The sequence below is a fragment of the Paenibacillus sp. L3-i20 genome, from assembly GCF_022180385.2.
In the GTDB taxonomy this organism is placed as follows: Bacteria; Bacillota; Bacilli; order Paenibacillales; family Paenibacillaceae; genus Pristimantibacillus.
Genome location: NZ_BQME02000002.1, coordinates 2,381,010 through 2,400,883 on the forward strand (window position 1 = coordinate 2,381,010; position 19,874 = coordinate 2,400,883).

The window sequence follows — 19,874 nt, forward strand, 5'->3', positions numbered from 1 at the left end:
GATTGACACATTACACTACATATTGTAGTACAAAAACTTCGTTCAGGTCAAAGGAATAATTCTCTACCATTTGTGAGAGAAAAAACATGCGCACCAGCAGCGCCTATACTCGTGAAAACAAAAAAAGAACAAGCTCTTATCTCGCGAAAGATTAGCTTGTTCTCTTATATTCATTTAATGCTCTTTATTCGTCATATCTGCATATACTTCCTCAGATATTACTCGACGAGCCGTTACATACCTTTTTGCATAATAATCTTCAGATAGTTTGCTGATGCGCACACCTTTACTGCTAGAGGAATGAGCAAACTTTCCGTCACCTACGTATATACCAGCATGTGAGATATCTCGGCCATTTGTATTGAAAAATACTAGATCACCATGCTTCAAATCTGCTTGATCTACCTTCGTTCCTTCTTTAGCTTGATCCTTTGATGTTCTTGGGAGATCCACGTTATATTGATCAAATATGTACAAAATAAATCCAGAGCAATCAAAACCGGCAACAGTCGTCCCACCCCATTTGTATGGTGTTCCAACTACTTCATCGACAGCATGTTTAACTTTCATCCCATCTGCAAACATACTGCCTGCAAATGTAAAAAACATTACCCCTACCAATAATGATGCAAAAATCTTCTTCAAAAAAAACGTTCTCCCTTCGATGCCTACGAGGTTAGCTAAGGGTTCGGAAGAAGGTTTCCCTATAATCTTTGACGTTCAGATTAATTCACCCAAGTGGATCCCCCGTTTCCTGAATCGGAATTCGGCCACATATAATTTTTATTACTTCGTTTATACTACACTATATAGTTCTTTTTTCTCTACCCAAATCCTACCTTTTAAACATTAAAAAAAATTAATATCAATAATGTTAAATGAATTATTGAATTAGAAGGATTCACCTAAGAGTTAAGTTTTCAAATTCCTTTATTATATAGTAGAAGAACAAAAAAACTGCCTCACAAATAGATTCCTCTACTTGTGAAACAGCCCTCAATCAGACTCTATTATTTAGTTTCCTAAATAGCCACTTAACTTTCAAGCCAAAGCGTTTTGTTCTCAACCGGCGTACGCTGTGCAGCTAGAGCTTTCATATCGGGATATCCTAAATAAATAAAACCTACGATCTCCTCGTCTGCTCTCAGTTCAAATGTATCCTTCATGAGTGGGTCGAACATTGGTGCTCCCGAACGCCAAATTGCACCTAAACCATATGCATGTGCGGCAAGCAAAAGATTTTGCACAGCAGCTTGTGTTGCTGCAAGCTCCTCTGCGTACACTGCTCTTGGATCATCAGCAGGTGAACAGATTGCTGCAATAACAACAGGCGCACGATATGCTTTTGATCGTTCCTTCTTCAATCGATCCTCTAACTCGTTTCCTTCAATTCCAGAAGAAGCTGCTGTTACACGGGCATAACCTTCACCCAGCTTTGATCTACCTTCCCCGGTCATAACAACAAATCGCCAAGGCTGCGTATTATGATGGCTAGGCGCCCAAGATGCTGATAGAAGCAAGTCTTCAATAATTTCCCGCTCAACTGGATCACTCTTGACTCTGCCAATTGTTCTACGCTCACGAATGGCTTCCAAAACACCAACTTCGATAGCTTGGCGTCTTAAATTTGCTACATTCGATACTTTTGTCACGATCAACATCTCACTTTCATCTATATTAGTTCAGCCTGCTAGCTTACACTAGCAGCTTAGCATTACTTCTTTTGAAATAAATATTGATATTCCCCGTAGCCTTCCTCTTCCAACTTGTTCTCAGGCACGAACCGTAAAGAAGCAGAATTGATACAATAACGAAGACCAGTCGGCTGTGGTCCATCATCGAATACATGACCTAGATGTGAATCCCCTTCTTGGCTTCTCACTTCTACTCTTACCATGAAATGGCTCGTATCCGTATGCTCGACAATCGTTGATTTCTGTAGTGGTTTCGTAAAACTCGGCCAGCCGCATCCAGCATCATATTTATCCAGTGAGCTAAAGAGTGGTTCACCTGAGACGATTTCGACATAAATGCCGTCTTCCGTATGATCCCAATATTCTCCAGTAAATGGTCGCTCCGTACCATTGTTTTGCGTTACCTCATATTGAATGGGTGTTAGTTTTCTCTTAAGATCTGCGACATCCTTCTGTACTTTCCAGTGACCTGCAATAAAGGAGTCTCGTCCTGAGCCTTTACGGTACATTTTGTAACGATATGGATTTTTTTTGTGATAATCCTGATGATATTCCTCTGCCTCATAAAATAGGCCAGCTTGTTCGATTTCTGTTACTATCGGTCCGTCGAATCGTCCACTTTCTTGAAGCTCCCGCTTAGACGCCTCTGCCGCTAAACGCTGATCCTCCGTATAATAGTAGATTCCAGGTCGGTAAGAATTGCCCCGATCATGGAACTGTCCACCTGCATCTGTAGGATCGATCTGCCGCCAAAAAATATCGAGCAACTTTTCATAAGGAAAAATAGTTTCGTCATACGTAATCTGTACTGCTTCTGTATGTCCTGTCGTGTGTGAGCACACTTCTTCGTAAGTTGGGTTAACAGTATGTCCACCTGTATAACCGGATACGATTGATATAATTCCCGGCATTTCCTCAAATGGGGTGACCATACACCAGAAGCAGCCACCTGCGAACATCGCTAATGATTTATTCGATAACGGCTGTTGTTCCATAACAACCATCCTCTCTAAGCTTTGATAGTGATTCTTATTCCTATTATACATGACTTGAAGTGTGCTTCACAAAGTTGTATGCGTTATCATTTCTAATATGTTTCTATGAGGAGGCGACATCAGTTAACCCCTTTGTTACAATAAGGTTACATCCGCAACCTTTCTGCCCTATTTGTGCGTTAGAGTAAGTGGTCAAGCACTTGTTTTCATTGGTTATTCTTATTCGTATATAGTTAGCCGCTTCGCGTATAGGACCTCCACTTTCAGTTCGTTCACCCATACTTATAACAATAATAACTAGCAATAGAGGTGAATGAATAACGATGAATGATACTAATATCGAACACGCAACATCTGGCAGACAAACTGCTAACACTCGCAAAAAGAGAAACTCGACAGCTTTTCTCGTTTTCTTAAGCATTTGGATTCTTTTAATTGGCGGTGGAATCTTCGGTGCCAAATTATACACAGATCGAATGCAGCAAGAGATTACTGCTGATGTAGAGAAGCAAACGGCAGCACAAATTGCGATTATGCAAAAGTCTTACGATGAACGCCTTACCAAGCTCGAAACAAGCTATAAAACGGAAATGACTGAGCTTAAAGGAAAAGTTGACGCGTTGAACGAACTGTTAACCTTCACAAAAGATAATGCAGATACAAAAACGGACAACAGCAATAAACTGTATACGCAATTAAATGAAGTGAAGAAACAATTGGATGAACTGAAAAAAAGCTTGGACGTCCTTAAATGAAAATAACTGTAAAAACGTTAAATCGTACTGCATTACTGGCTATAGCGCCTTTTGTCGGAATTATGCTCTGGCTTCTACTCTCCAGCTTTGTTATTGAAGTTTCTGAGAAAGCTATGCCTAAGGCTGACTTTAAACAGCCATCACTAACAGGGAGCTTGTTGAAAGAAACATCATCTGGGCTTGATCAAGCAAATAGCATTGCTTTTCATACTCAGAAGTCGATAAAGACACAGCTTGCGCTTTATAAAAAAACAAATGCAGAGATGAAGGCAATTGCTACTATAGCAACGACACAAGCGAAGCGGCCGCACGAAATTTACGATAAGAAAATAACAGCAAAACTAGGCAAGCCAGTTGCAACGATTTCTTCTGATAAGCTGCGGGCACAGCTGTTTTATATGTATAATGCAAACTTCAGAAGTTACGCGGTCAAAATTAAACTAAAAGCCGATGACGCTATGAAGATGGTACTTGGCGGCTCAGAAGTTGGACAAGCCCAAACGACAATGCAAGCAGTGAAGTCACATAATGCTGCTGTTGGTGTTAACGCTGGTGGATATGCAGATGGACAAGGCAAACGATATCCGCTTAGCAATACAATTGTGGATGGAAAGTATGTGACTGGATTCGAAGCCTCTTACGCGGATTTATTTTTTGTTGGTCTAAACGACAAAAACAAACTGATTGGCGGCGAATTTACAAGTAAAAACCAACTCGATGCAAAAAAACCGAAGTTCGGCGCTTCATTTGTACCCGTATTGCTGCGCGGTGGGGTTGCTCAGCCTATTCCGCCTAAGTGGCAGACCAGTCCGAAGCGTGCTCCTCGCACCGTTATTGCAAATTACAAAGATGATCAATTGCTCATCCTCGTAACAGATGGATACAATGAAGCAGGGAGTACCGGTGCTACACTTGAAGAAATACAAACTTTGCTCAAGCAATATGGCGCACGTGATGGATACAACCTTGATGGTGGAGGTTCGTCTTCACTCGTCTTTAATGGAAAGCTCATAAATAAACCATCTGACGGATCATTACGCAGATTACCAACTCACTTCTTGTTTTTCAAATAAGTTAGTTGGGATTGCAACTAGGCAGAATAACACAAAAGTAGTGCTATCCAGCCTAATTTATGAATTTAGCATAACTAATAAGGGAAAGGGGTAGCCGATAATTGGCTACTCCTTTCCCTTTAATTGAAGGGCAACTTTTAACATTTCAATGTCTCGTTCGGCCGCTAACAACAATATCTCTGCTGCTCGCTGAGTAATAAGCTCAAATATAACTCTGTCCCCCGGCTTCATCTGAGCAAACACAGCAATATCGACTGTAGCTACATGAGCAACTCTCGGATAACCTCCTGTCGTCTGCCGATCTGCAAGCAATACGATAGGATTGCCGTCAGGCGGTAGTTGTATCGTCCCTATTGCTACCGCTTCAGATAGAAGCTCGGAAGTAGAATAAAGAGGCGTTAGCTTTTGATCACTCTGGAGCCTATATCCCATCCGATCAGACAATGTGTCGATACGGAAGATGCCACCGAATAATAAAGCTCTAGCTTCATCCGATATCCCTTTACTATGAGCGCCTTCTGTTACCCGCACGACATAGAGGGCTCTGTTCGCAATTGCAAATTGGCCGGCATGCCACGTGCACCTCCATCTTTTCTCATGAACGGCACTAATCAATTTAGCTGACAAGGAAAGTGAAGCAATCTTTTTCAACTTAAGCCTATCACCAGCTTTTATTGCCCTGCCCTCATATCCACCTAGTCCACCTCTTGTATATGTACTTCTGCTACCCATTACTTGTGGCACATCAAATCCACCTGCTACTGCAAGATAGGCTCTGCATCCAAAGCGACTTGTCCCAAGCTTTATAACTTGTCCCTTCTGGAGCACAACTGGTCTCCACAGCGGCAAAACTTGACCATCGACAGTAGCGTTCAAATCAGCTCCACAAAGTGAGATCAACAATTCACGTTCAATTAGAAACTCCCCGCCGGCAAGTGTTAGTTCAAGAACAGCTTCGTTCTCTTCATTTCCAACTACGATATTAGCTACTCTTGCCGCCCCTAAGTCCATCGCACCTCCAACAACGATACCAAACCTTTGATGTCCGGTTCTTCCTAGATCCTGAATCGTTGCAAGCGTACCGGGCTTCAATACAGTTATTGTCATTAGACATCACCCTCCTAAACAATTGGAGCTACTTCATTTTCAGTGCTGAACCAACCTTCAAATTGCTCCTCTGTAATAGGTACAAATACGATCCGATCGCCAGCTTCAAGAAGGCTAGGTTGATCATGATGTGGTCGAAATAGCTCAATCGGCGTTCTACCGATGATTTGCCATCCTCCGGGCGTTGCTATCGGGTAAATACCCGTTTGCTCGCCTGCAATACCAACACTTCCAGCTGGAGTAACGGTTCGCGGCGTTCCTCTTCTTGGTGTTGCTATCCTCTTCGGCATACCGCCTAAATAAGGAAACGCAGGTGCAAAACCGATCATATACACCAAATAACTTCCACTACTATGTAGCGAGATAACCTCACTCTCCGTCCTGCCGCAATGTTCAGCTACTGCTCCCAGATCAGGACCATATTCCCCTCCATAACAGACTGGGATACGAATTATTTTTTGGTTATCGTTTGAATTGCTAATTCCATCCAGTGTCAACTTGCTCAATAATTGGTTCAGTCTCGTACACATCGTGTCATAAATCGTTTCGTGTCCAGCCTCTTCTCTTCTCCTACTCTTCCAAACTTGAACAGGATTATAATGTATCGCTACTGAGGCAAATGCAGGAACGATATCATTTATACCAACAATGTCATTATTCTGAAGTAAACGGGTCACAGCGATTACAATTTTGTGAGTGTCCTCGTTAATCGTCGTACCAAGACGTATAAGAACACAGCTATCCCCTAGTGGAAACAATTCATATTGGATCAATTGTTTAGTCGAACTTAACGACCTAATATCCACTTCTCCCACCCCATTTCTACTGTGAAAAAATTGAGCAATAACTGCCCAGTCACTCTCCCGCTTTAACAATCCGTATTCCTGACTCATGCAATGTTTTCTTCAATTCAATGATATGATTAAGTGCTCCCGGCGAATCACCGTGGACGCATACCGTGTCTGCTTTCAATTGTAGTAATCCACCAAGCCTTGAGTGAACCGTACCCGTCTTCACCATGCTTACGACTTGGGCAGCTGCAACGCTTGAATCAGTTATTAGAGCACCCTCGATATCTCTTGAAGTAAGTGTTCCATCATCTTCATAGGAACGATCTGCAAATACTTCGTTCATCGTTTTCAGACCTATTCTCTCTCCAACACGAATTAACTCACTACCTGATAGTCCATACAGCAACATAGTACCGTCTACTTTGTAGATCGCTTCTGCTATAGCATTCGCTATCTTGGGATCAACAGCAGCCATATTATAGAGGGCACCATGCGGTTTAACATGTGCGACCCGTCCTCCTTCAGACTGAGCGAAAGCCATCACTGCACCTAATTGGTAAACCGTCATCTCATAAGCTTCCTGTGCACTAATGTCCATTTTTCTTCTTCCGAAACCAGCCATATCAGGTAAGCCAGGATGTGCGCCAATTGCCACATTATATTTTAACGCAAGCTTCACAGATGATCTTATCGTCGATGCATCTCCACCGTGAAAGCCGCAAGCAATATTTGCAGATGTAATGTGCTTCATCAGTTCGTGATCCTCACCAATACGAAAAGGACCAAATCCTTCTCCCATATCGCAATTTAGATCAATACGGTACATCTACTATCGACCCCTCCGCTTATTATTATCGTAATTATACCTTAATGAGTCATAGCGTTTGTATTATCTTTATTGGGAGATAACAAGGCCGCGAACAGTTATGAGACTACTTATCTCTTTGTAAAAGCAAGGAGTTGATACGATGCTCACTTTTTGAAAGTTAATGCGTTAGGTGCTTTTTATGCCTTTATCTTATTTATCCAAGTAGAACTAATGGTAACTGTTTATCGTTTAGCGAGAATTATAGCTAACGAATCCAGAAACTCTTATTTGATCAAAATGAAGCGGTTTTGAGTTGTAACGAATCTCAGTAGCGTTATTCCGTGAAAAAGAGCTCGTTTTCCACCCAATGTTACTCTTTAACGCCAATGAGGTTCGTTAGAACCAATGAATCGAGGTTTTCGGCATAATTAGCGTTATATGGTTCGTTAGACTACGGTTTGTTACACAAAATGCAATCAAAAAAAGAACAGCAACTGACTGAATCAGCGCTGCTCTCCCTTCAACTATCTACTATTTACTATCTTTCATCTACTTCTACTATCTACATTTTCCAACGATTACTCTCCACCCATAAACACGTAGCGGCATATAATTAATATTGCAAGAATCCACATTAGCCAGTGCACTTTGTACTTGCCTTTACCTGCTAGATTAGCAACTGACGCAAGCAAGACGTACGACACGATACCAAATGAGATACCGTTAGCAATGCTGTACGTGAAAGGCATTAGCGCAAGTGTGAAAAATGCTGGAATACCATAAACCAAATCAGAGAAATCAATTTCTTTCACAGATTGCATCATCAACACGCCTACAATAATAAGCGCTGCTGCTGTCGCAGAGTCTGGAACAAGTGATACTAGCGGTGATAAGAAGATTGCAAACAAGAAGCAAATACCTGTTGTTATTGCAGTCAGACCCGAACGTCCACCTTGAGCAATACCCGCTGAACTCTCGACATATGCGGTAACTGTACTAGTTCCTAGTATTGCTCCACCGCCTACGCCAATTGCGTCAACCATCATCGCCTTACCGATGCGTTTTTTACCTTCTTCAGGGTTTTTCATAATACCTGCACGGTTAGCTGTACCAACCAATGTACCGAACGTGTCGAACAGTTCAACAAACGTAAACGTTAGAATAACTGTTATTAGACCAACCTCGAAAACTCCGGCAAAGTCAAAGTGCCAAATATCCATCTTCGAGAAGTCTGGAACCCATGTTTTACCTTCAAATTTTTCTTTAACATCTACATGTCCGGTAAGTAATGCGATAATCGTCGTTCCGAGAATTCCGAACAAAATAGCTCCCGGGAATTTTAGTACCATCAGTATCGCGATCAACGCAAGCGCAATAATGGTAAATACGACTGTCTCGTTATGAAAACTACCAAGTTGAATAACGGTCTCTGGACCAATTACTGGAGTGAATGAATTTGCCTTAATATCAGTAAAGCTATTTACAGCAATTGTCATTAAGCCGCTGTTCTTTAGACCAATAATTGCAATAAACAATCCAATACCTACTGTAATCGCATGTTTAAGGCTGTCTGGAACTGCAGTTATAAGCATTTGACGGATTTGTGTTACGGTCAAAATAATAAAGATAATACCAGAAATAAATACGGCTGTAAGTCCCATCGCTGGACTGATTGGCGTATCCGTCGCAGCAGAAGCAATAATGACAGAAGCAAAATAAGCGTTTAATCCCATACCCGGTGCAAGCGCAACTGGAAAGTTTACGAACAAGCCCATTGCAATAGAGAAAATACCTGCTGCTAGAGCAGTTGCAAGGAATACGCCAGTCCAGTTCAAACCAGCAGGCTCCAAGATCATCGGATTGACAGCCAAAATGTAAGCCATCGTCATAAAAGTGGTTATTCCTGCCATAATTTCAGTTTTTACATTTGTCCCCAGTTCCTTTAAGCGAAAGAAACTATTCATTTTGATAATACCCTCCCAAAATTGTGTTGGAACAAACAAAAAAGCCCATAAAAAAACGCGTAAGACGCATTTCTCCAAGGCTCTGCAAAAAGGGGAATAACGCATCGCTAGACTTAAGCGACAACGTTATTCCACTCTCCTCGTAGCCTGATCATTTACGGTGATCTAGTAGAGACTCTCAAGCCGATTCTTGAGATTATACGAAAAGGTATATGCGATTGTTGTTTTCCGTCTCCAATTTTAAAGAGTAAACGAACATCTTGTCAACAATTTTCACGAATATTCGATAAACTTTTTGCAAAATCATTCGTAAAGGGAACGTTTTCACATAATTTGGAAGGGTTAACCAGCACTTTCGATGACAAATATCAACAAAGTAATTATTACAATTGGTACCAATAAAATGATCCAGCCCATCGGTCTAGCAAAGTTCATCGTCCATCCGACGCCAAAACGCTTTTCCACAAATATAGATGGATCTTGCGGATTAAAGTACAATTGACCTAGCTTCCAGTATTGATCTTGGTCTCCCATTGGCATCGATTGTGGCTTCGACGCACCATCTATTTTAATACGACTACCGCCTTGTCCCGTAATGATAGACAAAACAATTGCATATAACACGATTACTCCTGAGGCCACCAAAGTAATAGTTGTGACTGCATTGCCTCCCCATCCTTGCAACATGCCTATCTCAATAAATCCGAACATTACCATCATTACAAAAGCAATTGTAATGATATAAACAGACCAGTATAGACGGAATTTAACATTGCGAGCTATCGAGCCTTCCGGGTCGCTTGCTTCAACAATTTGTTTGCTTCGACTTATACCGAAATTGACTATAATAAAAATGATCAACAGAAAGCCTTGAATAAGTGCTGGCCATAAAACAGCCATATAACTCCGCTCTACGCTTCGACTCACTTCCCCGTCCATTCCAAACTTCATCGGAATTTGTTCAGGAAATTGTTCATAGTTCAAAACGCCAAATAGTATCGTAGCCAAGATGAGAAGAACATGTGGAATAAACCAGAAATAGGAGACGGTAAGCTGCGCATTTCTAAATTTCGTATTGATCATTACCCGTTGAACCGAATTCGTCATCCAACTCTTCTCTGCCTTAAGTTGTTTAACCAAATAATGTTGCTTCAAGTAAATGACAAAGGTGAACAATATATAACCAAGTACATGACCCATAAGCAACATACCCCATTGAAATTCATCCGTCGCTTTATTGGAGAACCAAAGAAGAGATGCTGTAATCGCTACACCGACTCCCCCACTAAGCCATAAATATTGGGATTTCAGCTTCACAATCGCAGAATCGTTCTGAGCCTCTTCCGGAATCGTTACACCAAAACTTTCTATTTTCCGCGTCAAAAGGGGTATTAACGTCATTATAAAAGTAATCGGCACCATCAATACAAACACTAGCAGCAACATCATTCCATTACTCATCCCTATTCGCCTCCTTTAATCATGTCCGAAAATACTTCAAAGCTAATTTCATTAAACTGCTCTTTAGTCATTCCTCGGCAAATCGCTTCCGCTATTAATGGTCGAAGCTGTTCTTTCAGCCGCCCTCTGAAATGTTCGTCCGCCGCAGGAAAAGCATCTGGCTGAATGACTACACCTTGCTTGCGATTGATTTGCACATAGCCTTCTTGCTTCAGCAAATGATAGGCTTTGTTGACCGTATGCAAATTGATTCCCAAATCAGCTGCCATACTTCGTACGGAGGGTAAAGCTTCTCCTGGTACAAGTTGTTTTCTTGCAATCCCTTCAATGATGCCATTAACAAGCTGGGTGTATATAGGAGTCTCTGACTGAAGGTCTATTCCAAGCAACATTTCTCTTCACCACCTTTTCATAAACATACTTTTAGATGACCAACCTTTTATTCACCTCATTCATCTATCTGTTATATATCAAGTATAACAACTATAACTCATATATTCAACACCTAATTTTACAATTACCTCCTAAGTCTTCATTTGAGATGGTACATATTGCAAAAAAACCGAGTGATATAGCGGTCGCTCCGTAAAAGCAGCTGCCGAAAATCACTCGGTTATTTGTCCAATCAATGGGATCATTCATCTAGAAAAATGATTGCCATTTATCTTTTAATCGAGACATTAATGTTTGTCCTGCGTTTAATTCAGTAAGCGCAACGTCCCACATGACGACATTTGTATCTGGATTGGGATCATCATTCGTAATCTTTATGGTAACTTTATTAGCACCGTTCACGTCCACTACGAAATGTTCGGGCTGACTCCTATCCCTATTTGCTTCCATATCAGATGCATGAACTTGTTTATCGTCTATGCTAATAGCTATATTGCTTTTCCCATTGCTTCCCTCTTTAACAACCTCGTCGGGAATAGCACCGTAAAATGCTATTTTATTATAGTTGCCGTTTAGTTCATACGTAAATTCATTCATTCTACTATTTTTGCTACTATACCGATTCATTACTGGAACAATCTTCTCACCAGCTACTTCAAAGCTAGATAACTCTTCATCCCAAAGTACAGAGCTATCCCTTGATGAAAGTTCATTCAGTGCGACGACTTTCCCTCCTCCATGTTCAAAATATTCATTCGCTCCGTCCACAATAACGATGACTCCCAGAGAAAGGATGCATGCTGCCAGTGCTATTTTGAGGATGCCTTTGCCTTTATTTCGATCATGGCGTACAAATCGTTGTGCGGTAAAACCAACTGCAGCCCCTAATGTGTTAACGATAATATCATCAATATCAAATATTCCTAGTCGGGAAAGCATCTGCATTGTTTCTAAAAACGTGATAGATAAAATAAACAGACTAATAAATCGAACAAAGTTAATACGATACAAGAGCGGGATTATTAGCCCAAAAGGTAAAAATGCTGCAAAGTTGCCAAACTCGAAAAGCCAAAATTGATTAAATCCTTCTGTTGGAAGGCTAAGAGGAATATATCCTGGTGTGAAATTACCAATAGAGCTAGAGAAACCTTCTCTGCCAAAGCCTACATACATGAAATACACGATCAAAATAGTGTACAGAGCCAAAAATAAGAAAGTAATTTTTCGCAAATTCCCTTGATAGATCATAGGTTCATCTCTCTTCTGCAAAGCTATTACTGCCTGAACAACTACTTGCTCAACCATTGTTGTTTTTAAGTACGCTTTATCGGTTTGTATTGTTGCTGATACTGTTATTGTAGCGAGTAAAATTAATGTGCGTGTTAAGCAATCCTTAATATTACCTGAAGATTTCCGTTATCTTAATAAGTCAATTTAATAATGGCTCCTAACTCCAAACTATAAAAAAAACACGCTAAGCCTTCGAGAAAAACTGAAGGTTTAACGTGTTTTTTAGTTATATTCGCAAATATTGGCCGCTTCAGCTATTACTTCTCCGAATAAAGTAGCCTATTCCTTATCAAAAAAATTCGGAAGATATGATTTGTTCGCTTCCAACATTTCTTCAAGCAATTGCTTAGCAACGGATACACTTGGCACTAGCGGATGATGAACCAATGCTTGTAGTGCTATTCCTCTATCACCTGTGATCGCTGCTTCTATTGTGAGAGACTCATACGTTTTTACAGCATGGAGCAGACCCGTTACTTGCTCAGGCACATTTTGCAATGGGATTGGAATTGGTCCTTGTGCTGTTACGACGCAGTTCACTTCAATGCTGGCATCCTCTGGCAAGAAGTCAATTATGCTGCCATTGCGGACATTTAACGTCTGAATATCACGTTTGTCCGTGTACAGCGAGTGCATCAAGTTGACAGCCGCTTCTGAGTAATAAGCACCGCCACGTTGCTCAAGCTGCTTCGGCTTTTCGCTCAAATTAACATCCTTGTACAGCTCAAACAATTCCGCTTCTACACGACTAACCACATCGGCGCGTGTTCCGTTTTTCTCAAGCGACTCCTTCATATCGGCAAACATCTTGTCCTTCATATAGAAATAACGCAAATAGTAAGTCGGGATAGCGCCAAGGGAACGAAGGAAATCCGCATCCCAATCAAATGCTGTTACATTTGAAGCCGTATAATCACGTCCAGAGCCTATAAGCTCCGGCAGTTTATCTTCACCGTTAACGTAAGCGGCAGTCACCCAGTGCAAATGGTTAATACCAACAAATTCAGGAAGCACATCTCGCTCCGTCACGCCGTATTCTTTTGCCAAAAACTTATAAAAGTTAATTGGCGAGTTGCAAAGACCAACTGATTTTACTTTGCTGTATTTGTGAACGGCCTCGGTCACGATGCCGGCAGGGTTCGTAAAGTTAAGAAGCCAAGCATCAGGAGCAAGTTCCTCAATGTCTCTACAAATATCCAAAATAACAGGTACCGTACGCAACGCCTTGAACATGCCGCCAGGTCCAGTCGTTTCTTGACCTATAACACCATGTGATATTGGAATATGTTCATCACGACGTCTTGCCTCAAGCAACCCTACACGCATCTGCGTGGTAATAAAGTCCGCTCCAGCAATTGCTTCACGGCGATTAAGAGTTAGCTTTACTTCTATCGGAAGACCAGATTTCTCTACCATACGCTTCGCTAATTCACCGACAATTTCAAGCTTATGGCGTCCTTCTTCAATATCAACAAGCCATAACTCGCGTATTGGCATTTCGTCATAACGTTTAATGAAACCTTCTACAATTTCCGGGGTATAGGATGATCCGCCACCAATAACAGCAATCTTTAATGCTTTTTTGTTCAACATAATGAGCAACCTCCCTTAAAATGTAATTTTTCTTAAAGCAGCATCCGTTTCCGAATCGATAGTAATTTCTGCACAATCCATAGCACTCATTACAGCTCCAATGACTGGATCGATAGTAAGTCTCACTATGCTCGCATGAGGCGCAACTTCCCGAACCGTCTCTTCTATCGCCTCAACCATGTGAGGAGAACTTCCGCGCGACATTACACTGCCAGCCAGTACGACATCAAATCGTTCGTTCTGCATACCTAAACGTTTGATCAACGCATTAACAGAATTGCCATGCTCACGACCAGCTTCTACTAAAATTTTAATAGACACTTCATCACCCTGACTCGCAGCTTCGAATACAAGTTTAGCCAAATCCTTTGGCGGTTGTTTTCCATTGTCGAGGGCGTCGTCATACATTTCTTTCACTGATTTATATCCAAGTTTGTGTGGCACAAGATCTTTAAGAATCGTCGGTTCCTCGCGTCTTTCCCAGCTGCGAATTGCTGCACGGAACGCATGTATAGCTAGATCCGTTCCTGAGCCCAGCCCATCTCCGAACATATAGCCAAAACCTCCGTATTGAAGCTCATGGCCTTGCGCATTGCGGGCAGCAGCATTAAAACCTGTTCCACTAATAATGACAGCACCAAACGATTGATGAGTGCCAGCACGCATGCCAATCATCGTATCACATGAAATAGCATATCTTTCATAACCTAATGAAGCGACCATCGGTCGCAGTATTTCATAATCGGGTTCCCGATCTGCACCTGCTAATCCGAAATAGGCATAAGTAACTTCTTCCTTCGAAACTCCAGCACTTTTAAGCGCCTCGTTACATGCTGATTCTATATTCGTACGTGCTGCTTTGAACGCTGTCTGATGATTGCCGTTACCACTTAATCCTTGGCCCAGCACGTTTCCTTTCTCATCTACCAGCAAAGCATGTGTCTTACTGCCGCCTGCATCAATCCCGAGAAATAATATAATGCCCACGCTCCTTAGCTGCTTTGTGTTACTTTATGTCGTTTTATATTTTAATTCTAATACAAAAAACATCGTTCCTCTAATGAAAAAGAACGATGTTCTGATACTATCTTACTATGTATTAATCTCTAAGTTCCGATGGTAACTTGCCAATATGCTGCTTGAATAACCGATTGAAATTTGATAAGTTCCGGAAACCACACTCAGACGAAATGTCTATTATTTTATTATTTGTTGTTTCAATCAATTCCACTGCTCGTGATAATCGGAGCTGGATCAAATAATCCATTGGAGATGTGCCAACTACTTGAGTAAACAATGTACTGAAGCGAGAGGTACTTAGGTGCGCCCTTTCAGACAGCTCCTTCAGCGTCCAACTATACTCGATCCGCTCTTCCATTTCATGAAGCACACTGCGAATAGATTCCATCCCTCTTGCATGATATGATTTGCTCTCTGTTTCTTTTGCAAAATAACGATTTACGTAAGCTAAGAAGCTAACTAATTTCGCTCTAACAATCGCTTCATAATGGGGCTCTTTACGCATGTATTCTTCCCGCATTTCTTTAAAAATAGTGCTCAAGCGCCCAAGCTCAGGATGCTCCCGATCAAGAACGTTGCTGAACTTCACGCCCATTTCACGGAATGGAATGAGCAAATCAGTATCATATCGTTGCTCCAGCGCCAAGTATGCGGGGTTGAACATTAAGACGCCTATAACAAGAGACTCCGTTTCAACTGCGCGATGAAGATCGTTGGAATTAATTAATACAATATCACCTTGCTGAAACTCATAGCGACTGCCATTAATAAGATAATATCCACTGCCGCTATATATATAATTAACCTCCAGAGGCGTATGCCAATGAAGCCGTTGAAACGGTGGGCTAACCCCTTCCGTTTGCGACATAATAATGGGAAATCCCTGCGGCAGATCAATCTGATCTCTTATGATCGTAGGGAACAACTTCATGCATTAATCCTCCTTAATGGATAACTGGATTACTGCAAATTATAGCAGAGCGTCGCTACTAAAACATTAAGAAAGCTCTTGGGTGATTTCGTGCTATGGGACGCTCTTCAATTGGTGGCTGACGCAATCGGTTTTTGTAAATATGCTTCTCATTATTTTTCGTTTGCAACTTGCGTTGTTTTCATATATTCCTTATCAAAGTCAGCTTCCGTAATATTAAGTGCACCATATATAGATGCATAAGGATAATAACTATATCGTTTGTCTTTGTATGTATAAGTTATTTTCGGTCGAATGATATAGAATCTATATGAAGGTTCTAATCTACATTACGTTTATGCCTCAATTCATTAATCTGAATGGAAATGTTAATTAACAACTAATTATATTAGGACTAATCCTCACATTAATAGCTGTAAGCTGGTTTTTGACGTTAGTATTTTTATTAGGTCATGTGAAAGAGTGGTTGCGTAAACCTAAATTTCAAACCATCTTTCAAAAATCTACTAGCGTTATGCTAATCGGATTTGGAGTAAAAATGGTCATTTAAGTTAAGTGCCATAGAAATGGGACTGTCCCACAGTAGATTTAATCTACTAGCGGGACAGTCCCTGAATTGGCTATTGATTAGAAAGTGATTGTTTATATTGCGTCCATAGCGTATTTACGTCTATTCCAGTTATGGATTTAATTCGAGCTTCTTTCCAAGCAATAATTTGCTTTGGATTCAAGCCGTAAGGGATCAGACTTGTTGCATTTATATCACGAATGAATCCATCATGTTTTGTATCTCCAATCCAGCGAAAGAAGTTCGCTGGACCATTGCTATGCCAATCTCCAACCGGAGTAATACCATAACGATGATGGTAACCCGCTTCAAAACGCAAGCTGTCCGCTATCCCTTCTATATCAAGGTTGCTATATTGATAGGCATGTCCAAGTTCGTGGTAGAGAAGACCGATAATTTCATCGTGAAGCTCGTTTGGTGCAACGGTCGCAAGAAATTGAGAACTGATGCCTATCGTCTTAAGCTCAGCATCTCCAGATATCCAAGCAAATCCTGGCTGGTCCACAATGTGCAACGCTATTTTCTTCATTCTAACAGGCATTTCTGCTGGACTATTATAGAAAATGTCATTTGCTTTGCGCAGAACTGCTAAAATTTCTTTCTCAGCATGGGGAAAAGCTTGTTCAAATGCTGCGAAACTAGCTATGTTCTTTACTTCGATTATCGGGTTCTCTGTATGCCACATGTCATCTGTACGAGAAAACTCTACTTCCGACAATTGAATAGAGAAGCCGCTATTATTCTTGATATTACTCAACTTATAGTAACGATAAGCTGTTGTATTATCATTCAATAGGTAGTGCTTACGTTGATGCCGAAACTTAAACTTTTCATCGTTTCTTGTATCTAGAGTTGTCCAGCTAGTGTTATCATTCGAGCCTTGTAGAACCCAGCTTTTTGGATCGGCATCAGTAGACATGTTGTTCGATTTCGCCGACGCAAGAGCATATCCATCGATTGTCACTGCTTCACCGAAGTCGAATTGCAACCATGCCGTATTGTTATACGCCATCCATTTGGTCATGCTTTTTCCATCCACCAGATTTGCTTTGAGATCATAAGGAGCATTTTCTTCACTTGCCGTTACTGTGGGCTTAATCGTTTTAAACGTTTGCACCTCGCTGCCGAATAATCCAATTTCAGCTATTTGCAAAATTTGATTGTCCTCATTCTGATTCGTAAAGTTATCAAACTTCACAAATTTATAAGCAGTCGTATTCACAATAGTATAAGTTTTCTTTTGGTGCCGAGTAGCGAATGTTTGATTTTGTTGTGAATCTAGATTAGTCCATGTAATCCCATCATTCGAACCTTTTACTACCCAACTTTTCGGATCGCGGTAAGGCTCATCTTCAGCAGATGTAATCGTATAATAGTTTATAACCTTTGGTGCGGCGAATTCGTATTGCAGCCAAGCAGGGGAATTAAATGTTAACCACTTTGAAAAAATATACTGATCAAACGCTTTATTTCGATCTTGGTGAGTCCCGTATTCTCCACTTGCAGTTACTGTACCACCTACAGCCAAGTTAACTGGATCAGTGATAATTGTTGTTTCAGCAGCATCTGCAACACGAATATCTACATTACTGGCAATACCAAGTCCTATTACAGCTGCCAAAACTAGTTTTCCAAATTTCTTCATCATTTGTCATCTACCTCTTTTTTTAGTTTGTAGTCTGGAAATCGAAGTGATATTTAACTCTTTGAATTCACTCCTCCCCTAATTTGTAAAATCATATCATGTATAACACAATTTTCAAGGGATATTATCGTATTAAATTGAAACTAGTTACTACTTAGGTCTCCCTACCCCGAGGTGGATTTTTTTTCGTTATACGGGAAAATCAACTGCTTGTGTAGAAGTTCTATATAAAGATTTTTTGTAAGGGAGTGGGACGGATGAAGTTAACACCGCAATAGGTAAACATAATTTGCAAAGGTGATGAAGAAATTGCCAGTTACTTCCATGCGCTGCTTACGGTTGTAGATCAACAAGCAAAACGAATCGAGATTTAGAAAAGCGTGTGCACGAATTAGAACGGCAACCCGGTCAAAATAGCAATAATAGCATAATGCCTCCTTCTAGCGACGGTTTGCGTAAACCGACGAATCTGCCTATCCTATCATCTTCTTGATTCCTTGCAACTAAAATTACACTCGGATGTACGTAGAATTCCTCTTAAATCACCTTATTTCATTTTTTATAAATTCACCATAATTTTACGAACAATGAAATGAATCATTTTCGTTAGCTTATCTACTGACATTGCATATTGCTTGCTGCTACTTGTGATACAAGAAACTAACACCAAGCATTCATTATTGAAAAGCTTCTTCTTTTCTTATAGGTACTCTGTTGCAGTATTCACAATTAAAATATGAGACATATTTTATTGAATAGTTTGAACTGCACCTCAAATCTATTGAATAAGAAAAGCCGCCTCAAGGGCGGCTTCTCTTCATTTATTTTTTTGTAGCTTCGTAAATAAATACCTGCTTTCCACTCGTTGGCTCTTTTCCATACTCGTAGTCAGCGGATACCGTTACATCAGTGAAACCTACACTCTCAAGAATATACTTAAATTCCTCTACCCCATACCACCGAAGAGCAAAACGTTGCAGTTCTGTCTGAATAAGTTCCCCATTACGCCACTTCTCATATTTTAAGTAGCTGACCTCATTTTGTTGAAAGAACAAATCAGCTTCTACAAGCTTACTTTCCATTGTAATGATATCACCATTCGGAAGATGATATGTCGCTGAGCCATTCCATTTCCCTATATCAGAACTGTTAAATTGATTGTCTGGTAAAAATAAATCCATAATAATTCGTCCACCGGATTCCAAGTGCTCATATAGACGTTTTAAAACTTCAATTGACTCCGAACGTTGTTCTATTAACAGAAATGAACCGCCTGGAACAATAATCGCTTCATATTTGTTAGGTAAATCCAATTCCTTTAAGTCTGCCCGGTACAAATTGGCTTCGAGACCTCGATCTTTACAATGCTGTCGGCAAGTATCCAACATCTGAACAGAATAATCCACGCCATCTACAAGAAGACCAGATTCAAGCAGCGGAATAAAAACTCGTCCAGAACCAACCATTGCTTCAAGTACCCGCCCCTCACAATGTTTCAGTCTCTTTTGGTAATATTCAATATCCCCGTTAAGCGACTGCCCGATTTTTTTCGTTAGTTCATAAACCTCAGTGCAAAGCTCACCATAATAACTAAATGACATGTATCTTTTTCCTCCATACTCTCTTTTAATTAGCTGATTTAAATGTAAACGACTAAGAAAATATTGGCAATTGTGCAGTTTGTTTTAAATCAAATAGTACCTCCTGCTTGAGATACGATCAACATCCCACAACCTAGACAGCATATCCATCATTGCCACGAAATTTTATTGTTGACAACAAATTA

The 19,874-nt window shown here is 40.7% G+C and carries 17 protein-coding genes, 2 pseudogenes and 2 riboswitches; of the genes and pseudogenes, 4 read left to right on the top strand and 15 right to left on the bottom strand.

Translation table 11 applies throughout. The annotated features are described in order from the left end of the window. Nucleotides 1–174: 174 nt before the first annotated feature. From MFF31_RS24830 to msrB, 3 genes are all read right to left on the bottom strand, one after another. Nucleotides 175–645 (bottom strand): C40 family peptidase, encoded by a 471-nt coding sequence (locus tag MFF31_RS24830; protein ID WP_238191915.1) that lies wholly within the window; start codon nucleotides 643–645, stop codon nucleotides 175–177. 5 nt (nucleotides 646–650) lie between these two features. Next, nucleotides 651–782: riboswitch (cyclic di-AMP (ydaO/yuaA leader) on the bottom strand. A 252-nt stretch (nucleotides 783–1,034) separates the two neighbouring features. After that, nucleotides 1,035–1,652, bottom strand: a complete 618-nt coding sequence (locus MFF31_RS24835) for a nitroreductase family protein (protein WP_238191917.1) — start codon at nucleotides 1,650–1,652, stop codon at nucleotides 1,035–1,037. Nucleotides 1,653–1,714: 62 nt separating this feature from the next. Continuing rightward, nucleotides 1,715–2,689 carry a peptide-methionine (R)-S-oxide reductase MsrB gene (msrB, locus tag MFF31_RS24840; RefSeq protein ID WP_238191919.1) on the bottom strand — a complete coding sequence of 325 codons (975 nt, stop codon included), beginning with the start codon at nucleotides 2,687–2,689 and terminating at the stop codon, nucleotides 1,715–1,717. A gap of 323 nt (nucleotides 2,690–3,012) precedes the next feature. On the opposite strand from msrB, the gene MFF31_RS24845 reads away from it, so the two are divergent. Further along, the gene (locus MFF31_RS24845) at nucleotides 3,013–3,444 is read left to right on the top strand and encodes a hypothetical protein (RefSeq protein ID WP_238191921.1); all 432 of its coding nucleotides are present in this window, start codon (nucleotides 3,013–3,015) and stop codon (nucleotides 3,442–3,444) included. Then, nucleotides 3,441–4,517, top strand: a complete 1,077-nt coding sequence (locus MFF31_RS24850) for a phosphodiester glycosidase family protein (protein ID WP_238191923.1) — start codon at nucleotides 3,441–3,443, stop codon at nucleotides 4,515–4,517. Before MFF31_RS24845 ends, MFF31_RS24850 begins: the two co-directional genes overlap by 4 nt. Before the next feature lie 105 nt (nucleotides 4,518–4,622). On the opposite strand, the gene MFF31_RS24855 is transcribed toward MFF31_RS24850, so the two are convergent. From MFF31_RS24855 to MFF31_RS24900, 10 genes are all read right to left on the bottom strand, one after another. Then, on the bottom strand, nucleotides 4,623–5,624 hold the full coding sequence (locus MFF31_RS24855; RefSeq protein ID WP_238191925.1) for a 5-oxoprolinase subunit C family protein: 1,002 nt from the start codon (nucleotides 5,622–5,624) through the stop codon (nucleotides 4,623–4,625). 14 nt (nucleotides 5,625–5,638) lie between these two features. Continuing rightward, nucleotides 5,639–6,517, bottom strand: coding sequence for a 5-oxoprolinase subunit PxpB (gene pxpB / locus MFF31_RS24860; RefSeq protein ID WP_238191927.1), 879 nt, complete (start codon nucleotides 6,515–6,517; stop codon nucleotides 5,639–5,641). After that, nucleotides 6,480–7,241, bottom strand: a complete 762-nt coding sequence (locus tag MFF31_RS24865) for a LamB/YcsF family protein (protein ID WP_238191929.1) — start codon at nucleotides 7,239–7,241, stop codon at nucleotides 6,480–6,482. Before MFF31_RS24865 ends, pxpB begins: the two co-directional genes overlap by 38 nt. 560 nt (nucleotides 7,242–7,801) lie before the next feature. Beyond that, a complete protein-coding gene (locus MFF31_RS24870; protein WP_238191931.1) occupies nucleotides 7,802–9,187 on the bottom strand; it encodes an NCS2 family permease in 1,386 nt (461 codons plus the stop codon). Between the two features lie 123 nt (nucleotides 9,188–9,310). Then, a riboswitch (purine riboswitch) is annotated at nucleotides 9,311–9,411 on the bottom strand. A 118-nt stretch (nucleotides 9,412–9,529) separates the two neighbouring features. After that, nucleotides 9,530–10,648 (bottom strand): DUF1648 domain-containing protein, encoded by a 1,119-nt coding sequence (locus MFF31_RS24875; protein ID WP_238191933.1) that lies wholly within the window; start codon nucleotides 10,646–10,648, stop codon nucleotides 9,530–9,532. Nucleotides 10,649–10,650: 2 nt separating this feature from the next. Continuing rightward, a complete protein-coding gene (locus MFF31_RS24880; RefSeq protein WP_238191935.1) occupies nucleotides 10,651–11,040 on the bottom strand; it encodes a GntR family transcriptional regulator in 390 nt (129 codons plus the stop codon). Nucleotides 11,041–11,290: 250 nt separating this feature from the next. Further along, on the bottom strand, nucleotides 11,291–12,346 hold the full coding sequence (locus MFF31_RS24885; RefSeq protein WP_238191936.1) for a VanZ family protein: 1,056 nt from the start codon (nucleotides 12,344–12,346) through the stop codon (nucleotides 11,291–11,293). Nucleotides 12,347–12,610: 264 nt separating this feature from the next. Beyond that, complete coding sequence (locus tag MFF31_RS24890) at nucleotides 12,611–13,924, bottom strand: 6-phospho-beta-glucosidase (protein ID WP_238191937.1); 1,314 nt, start codon at nucleotides 13,922–13,924, stop codon at nucleotides 12,611–12,613. A gap of 15 nt (nucleotides 13,925–13,939) precedes the next feature. Beyond that, complete coding sequence (locus tag MFF31_RS24895; RefSeq protein WP_309296699.1) at nucleotides 13,940–14,911, bottom strand: N-acetylglucosamine kinase; 972 nt, start codon at nucleotides 14,909–14,911, stop codon at nucleotides 13,940–13,942. A 112-nt stretch (nucleotides 14,912–15,023) separates the two neighbouring features. Beyond that, the gene (locus tag MFF31_RS24900; protein ID WP_238191938.1) at nucleotides 15,024–15,875 is read right to left on the bottom strand and encodes an AraC family transcriptional regulator; all 852 of its coding nucleotides are present in this window, start codon (nucleotides 15,873–15,875) and stop codon (nucleotides 15,024–15,026) included. Nucleotides 15,876–16,191: 316 nt separating this feature from the next. On the opposite strand from MFF31_RS24900, the pseudogene MFF31_RS25345 reads away from it, so the two are divergent. Continuing rightward, nucleotides 16,192–16,425, top strand: a pseudogene (locus MFF31_RS25345) (LysE family transporter); the annotation flags it as partial. Nucleotides 16,426–16,495: 70 nt separating this feature from the next. Here the strand turns inward: MFF31_RS25345 and MFF31_RS24905 are convergent. Further along, on the bottom strand, nucleotides 16,496–18,091 hold the full coding sequence (locus MFF31_RS24905) for a discoidin domain-containing protein (protein ID WP_238191940.1): 1,596 nt from the start codon (nucleotides 18,089–18,091) through the stop codon (nucleotides 16,496–16,498). 370 nt (nucleotides 18,092–18,461) lie between these two features. On the opposite strand from MFF31_RS24905, the pseudogene MFF31_RS24910 reads away from it, so the two are divergent. Continuing rightward, nucleotides 18,462–18,581: pseudogene (locus tag MFF31_RS24910) on the top strand (DUF6444 domain-containing protein); the annotation flags it as partial. Nucleotides 18,582–18,909: 328 nt separating this feature from the next. On the opposite strand, the gene MFF31_RS24915 reads toward MFF31_RS24910, so the two are convergent. Continuing rightward, a complete protein-coding gene (locus tag MFF31_RS24915) occupies nucleotides 18,910–19,689 on the bottom strand; it encodes a class I SAM-dependent methyltransferase (protein WP_238191945.1) in 780 nt (259 codons plus the stop codon). Between the last annotated feature and the right edge of the window lie 185 nt (nucleotides 19,690–19,874).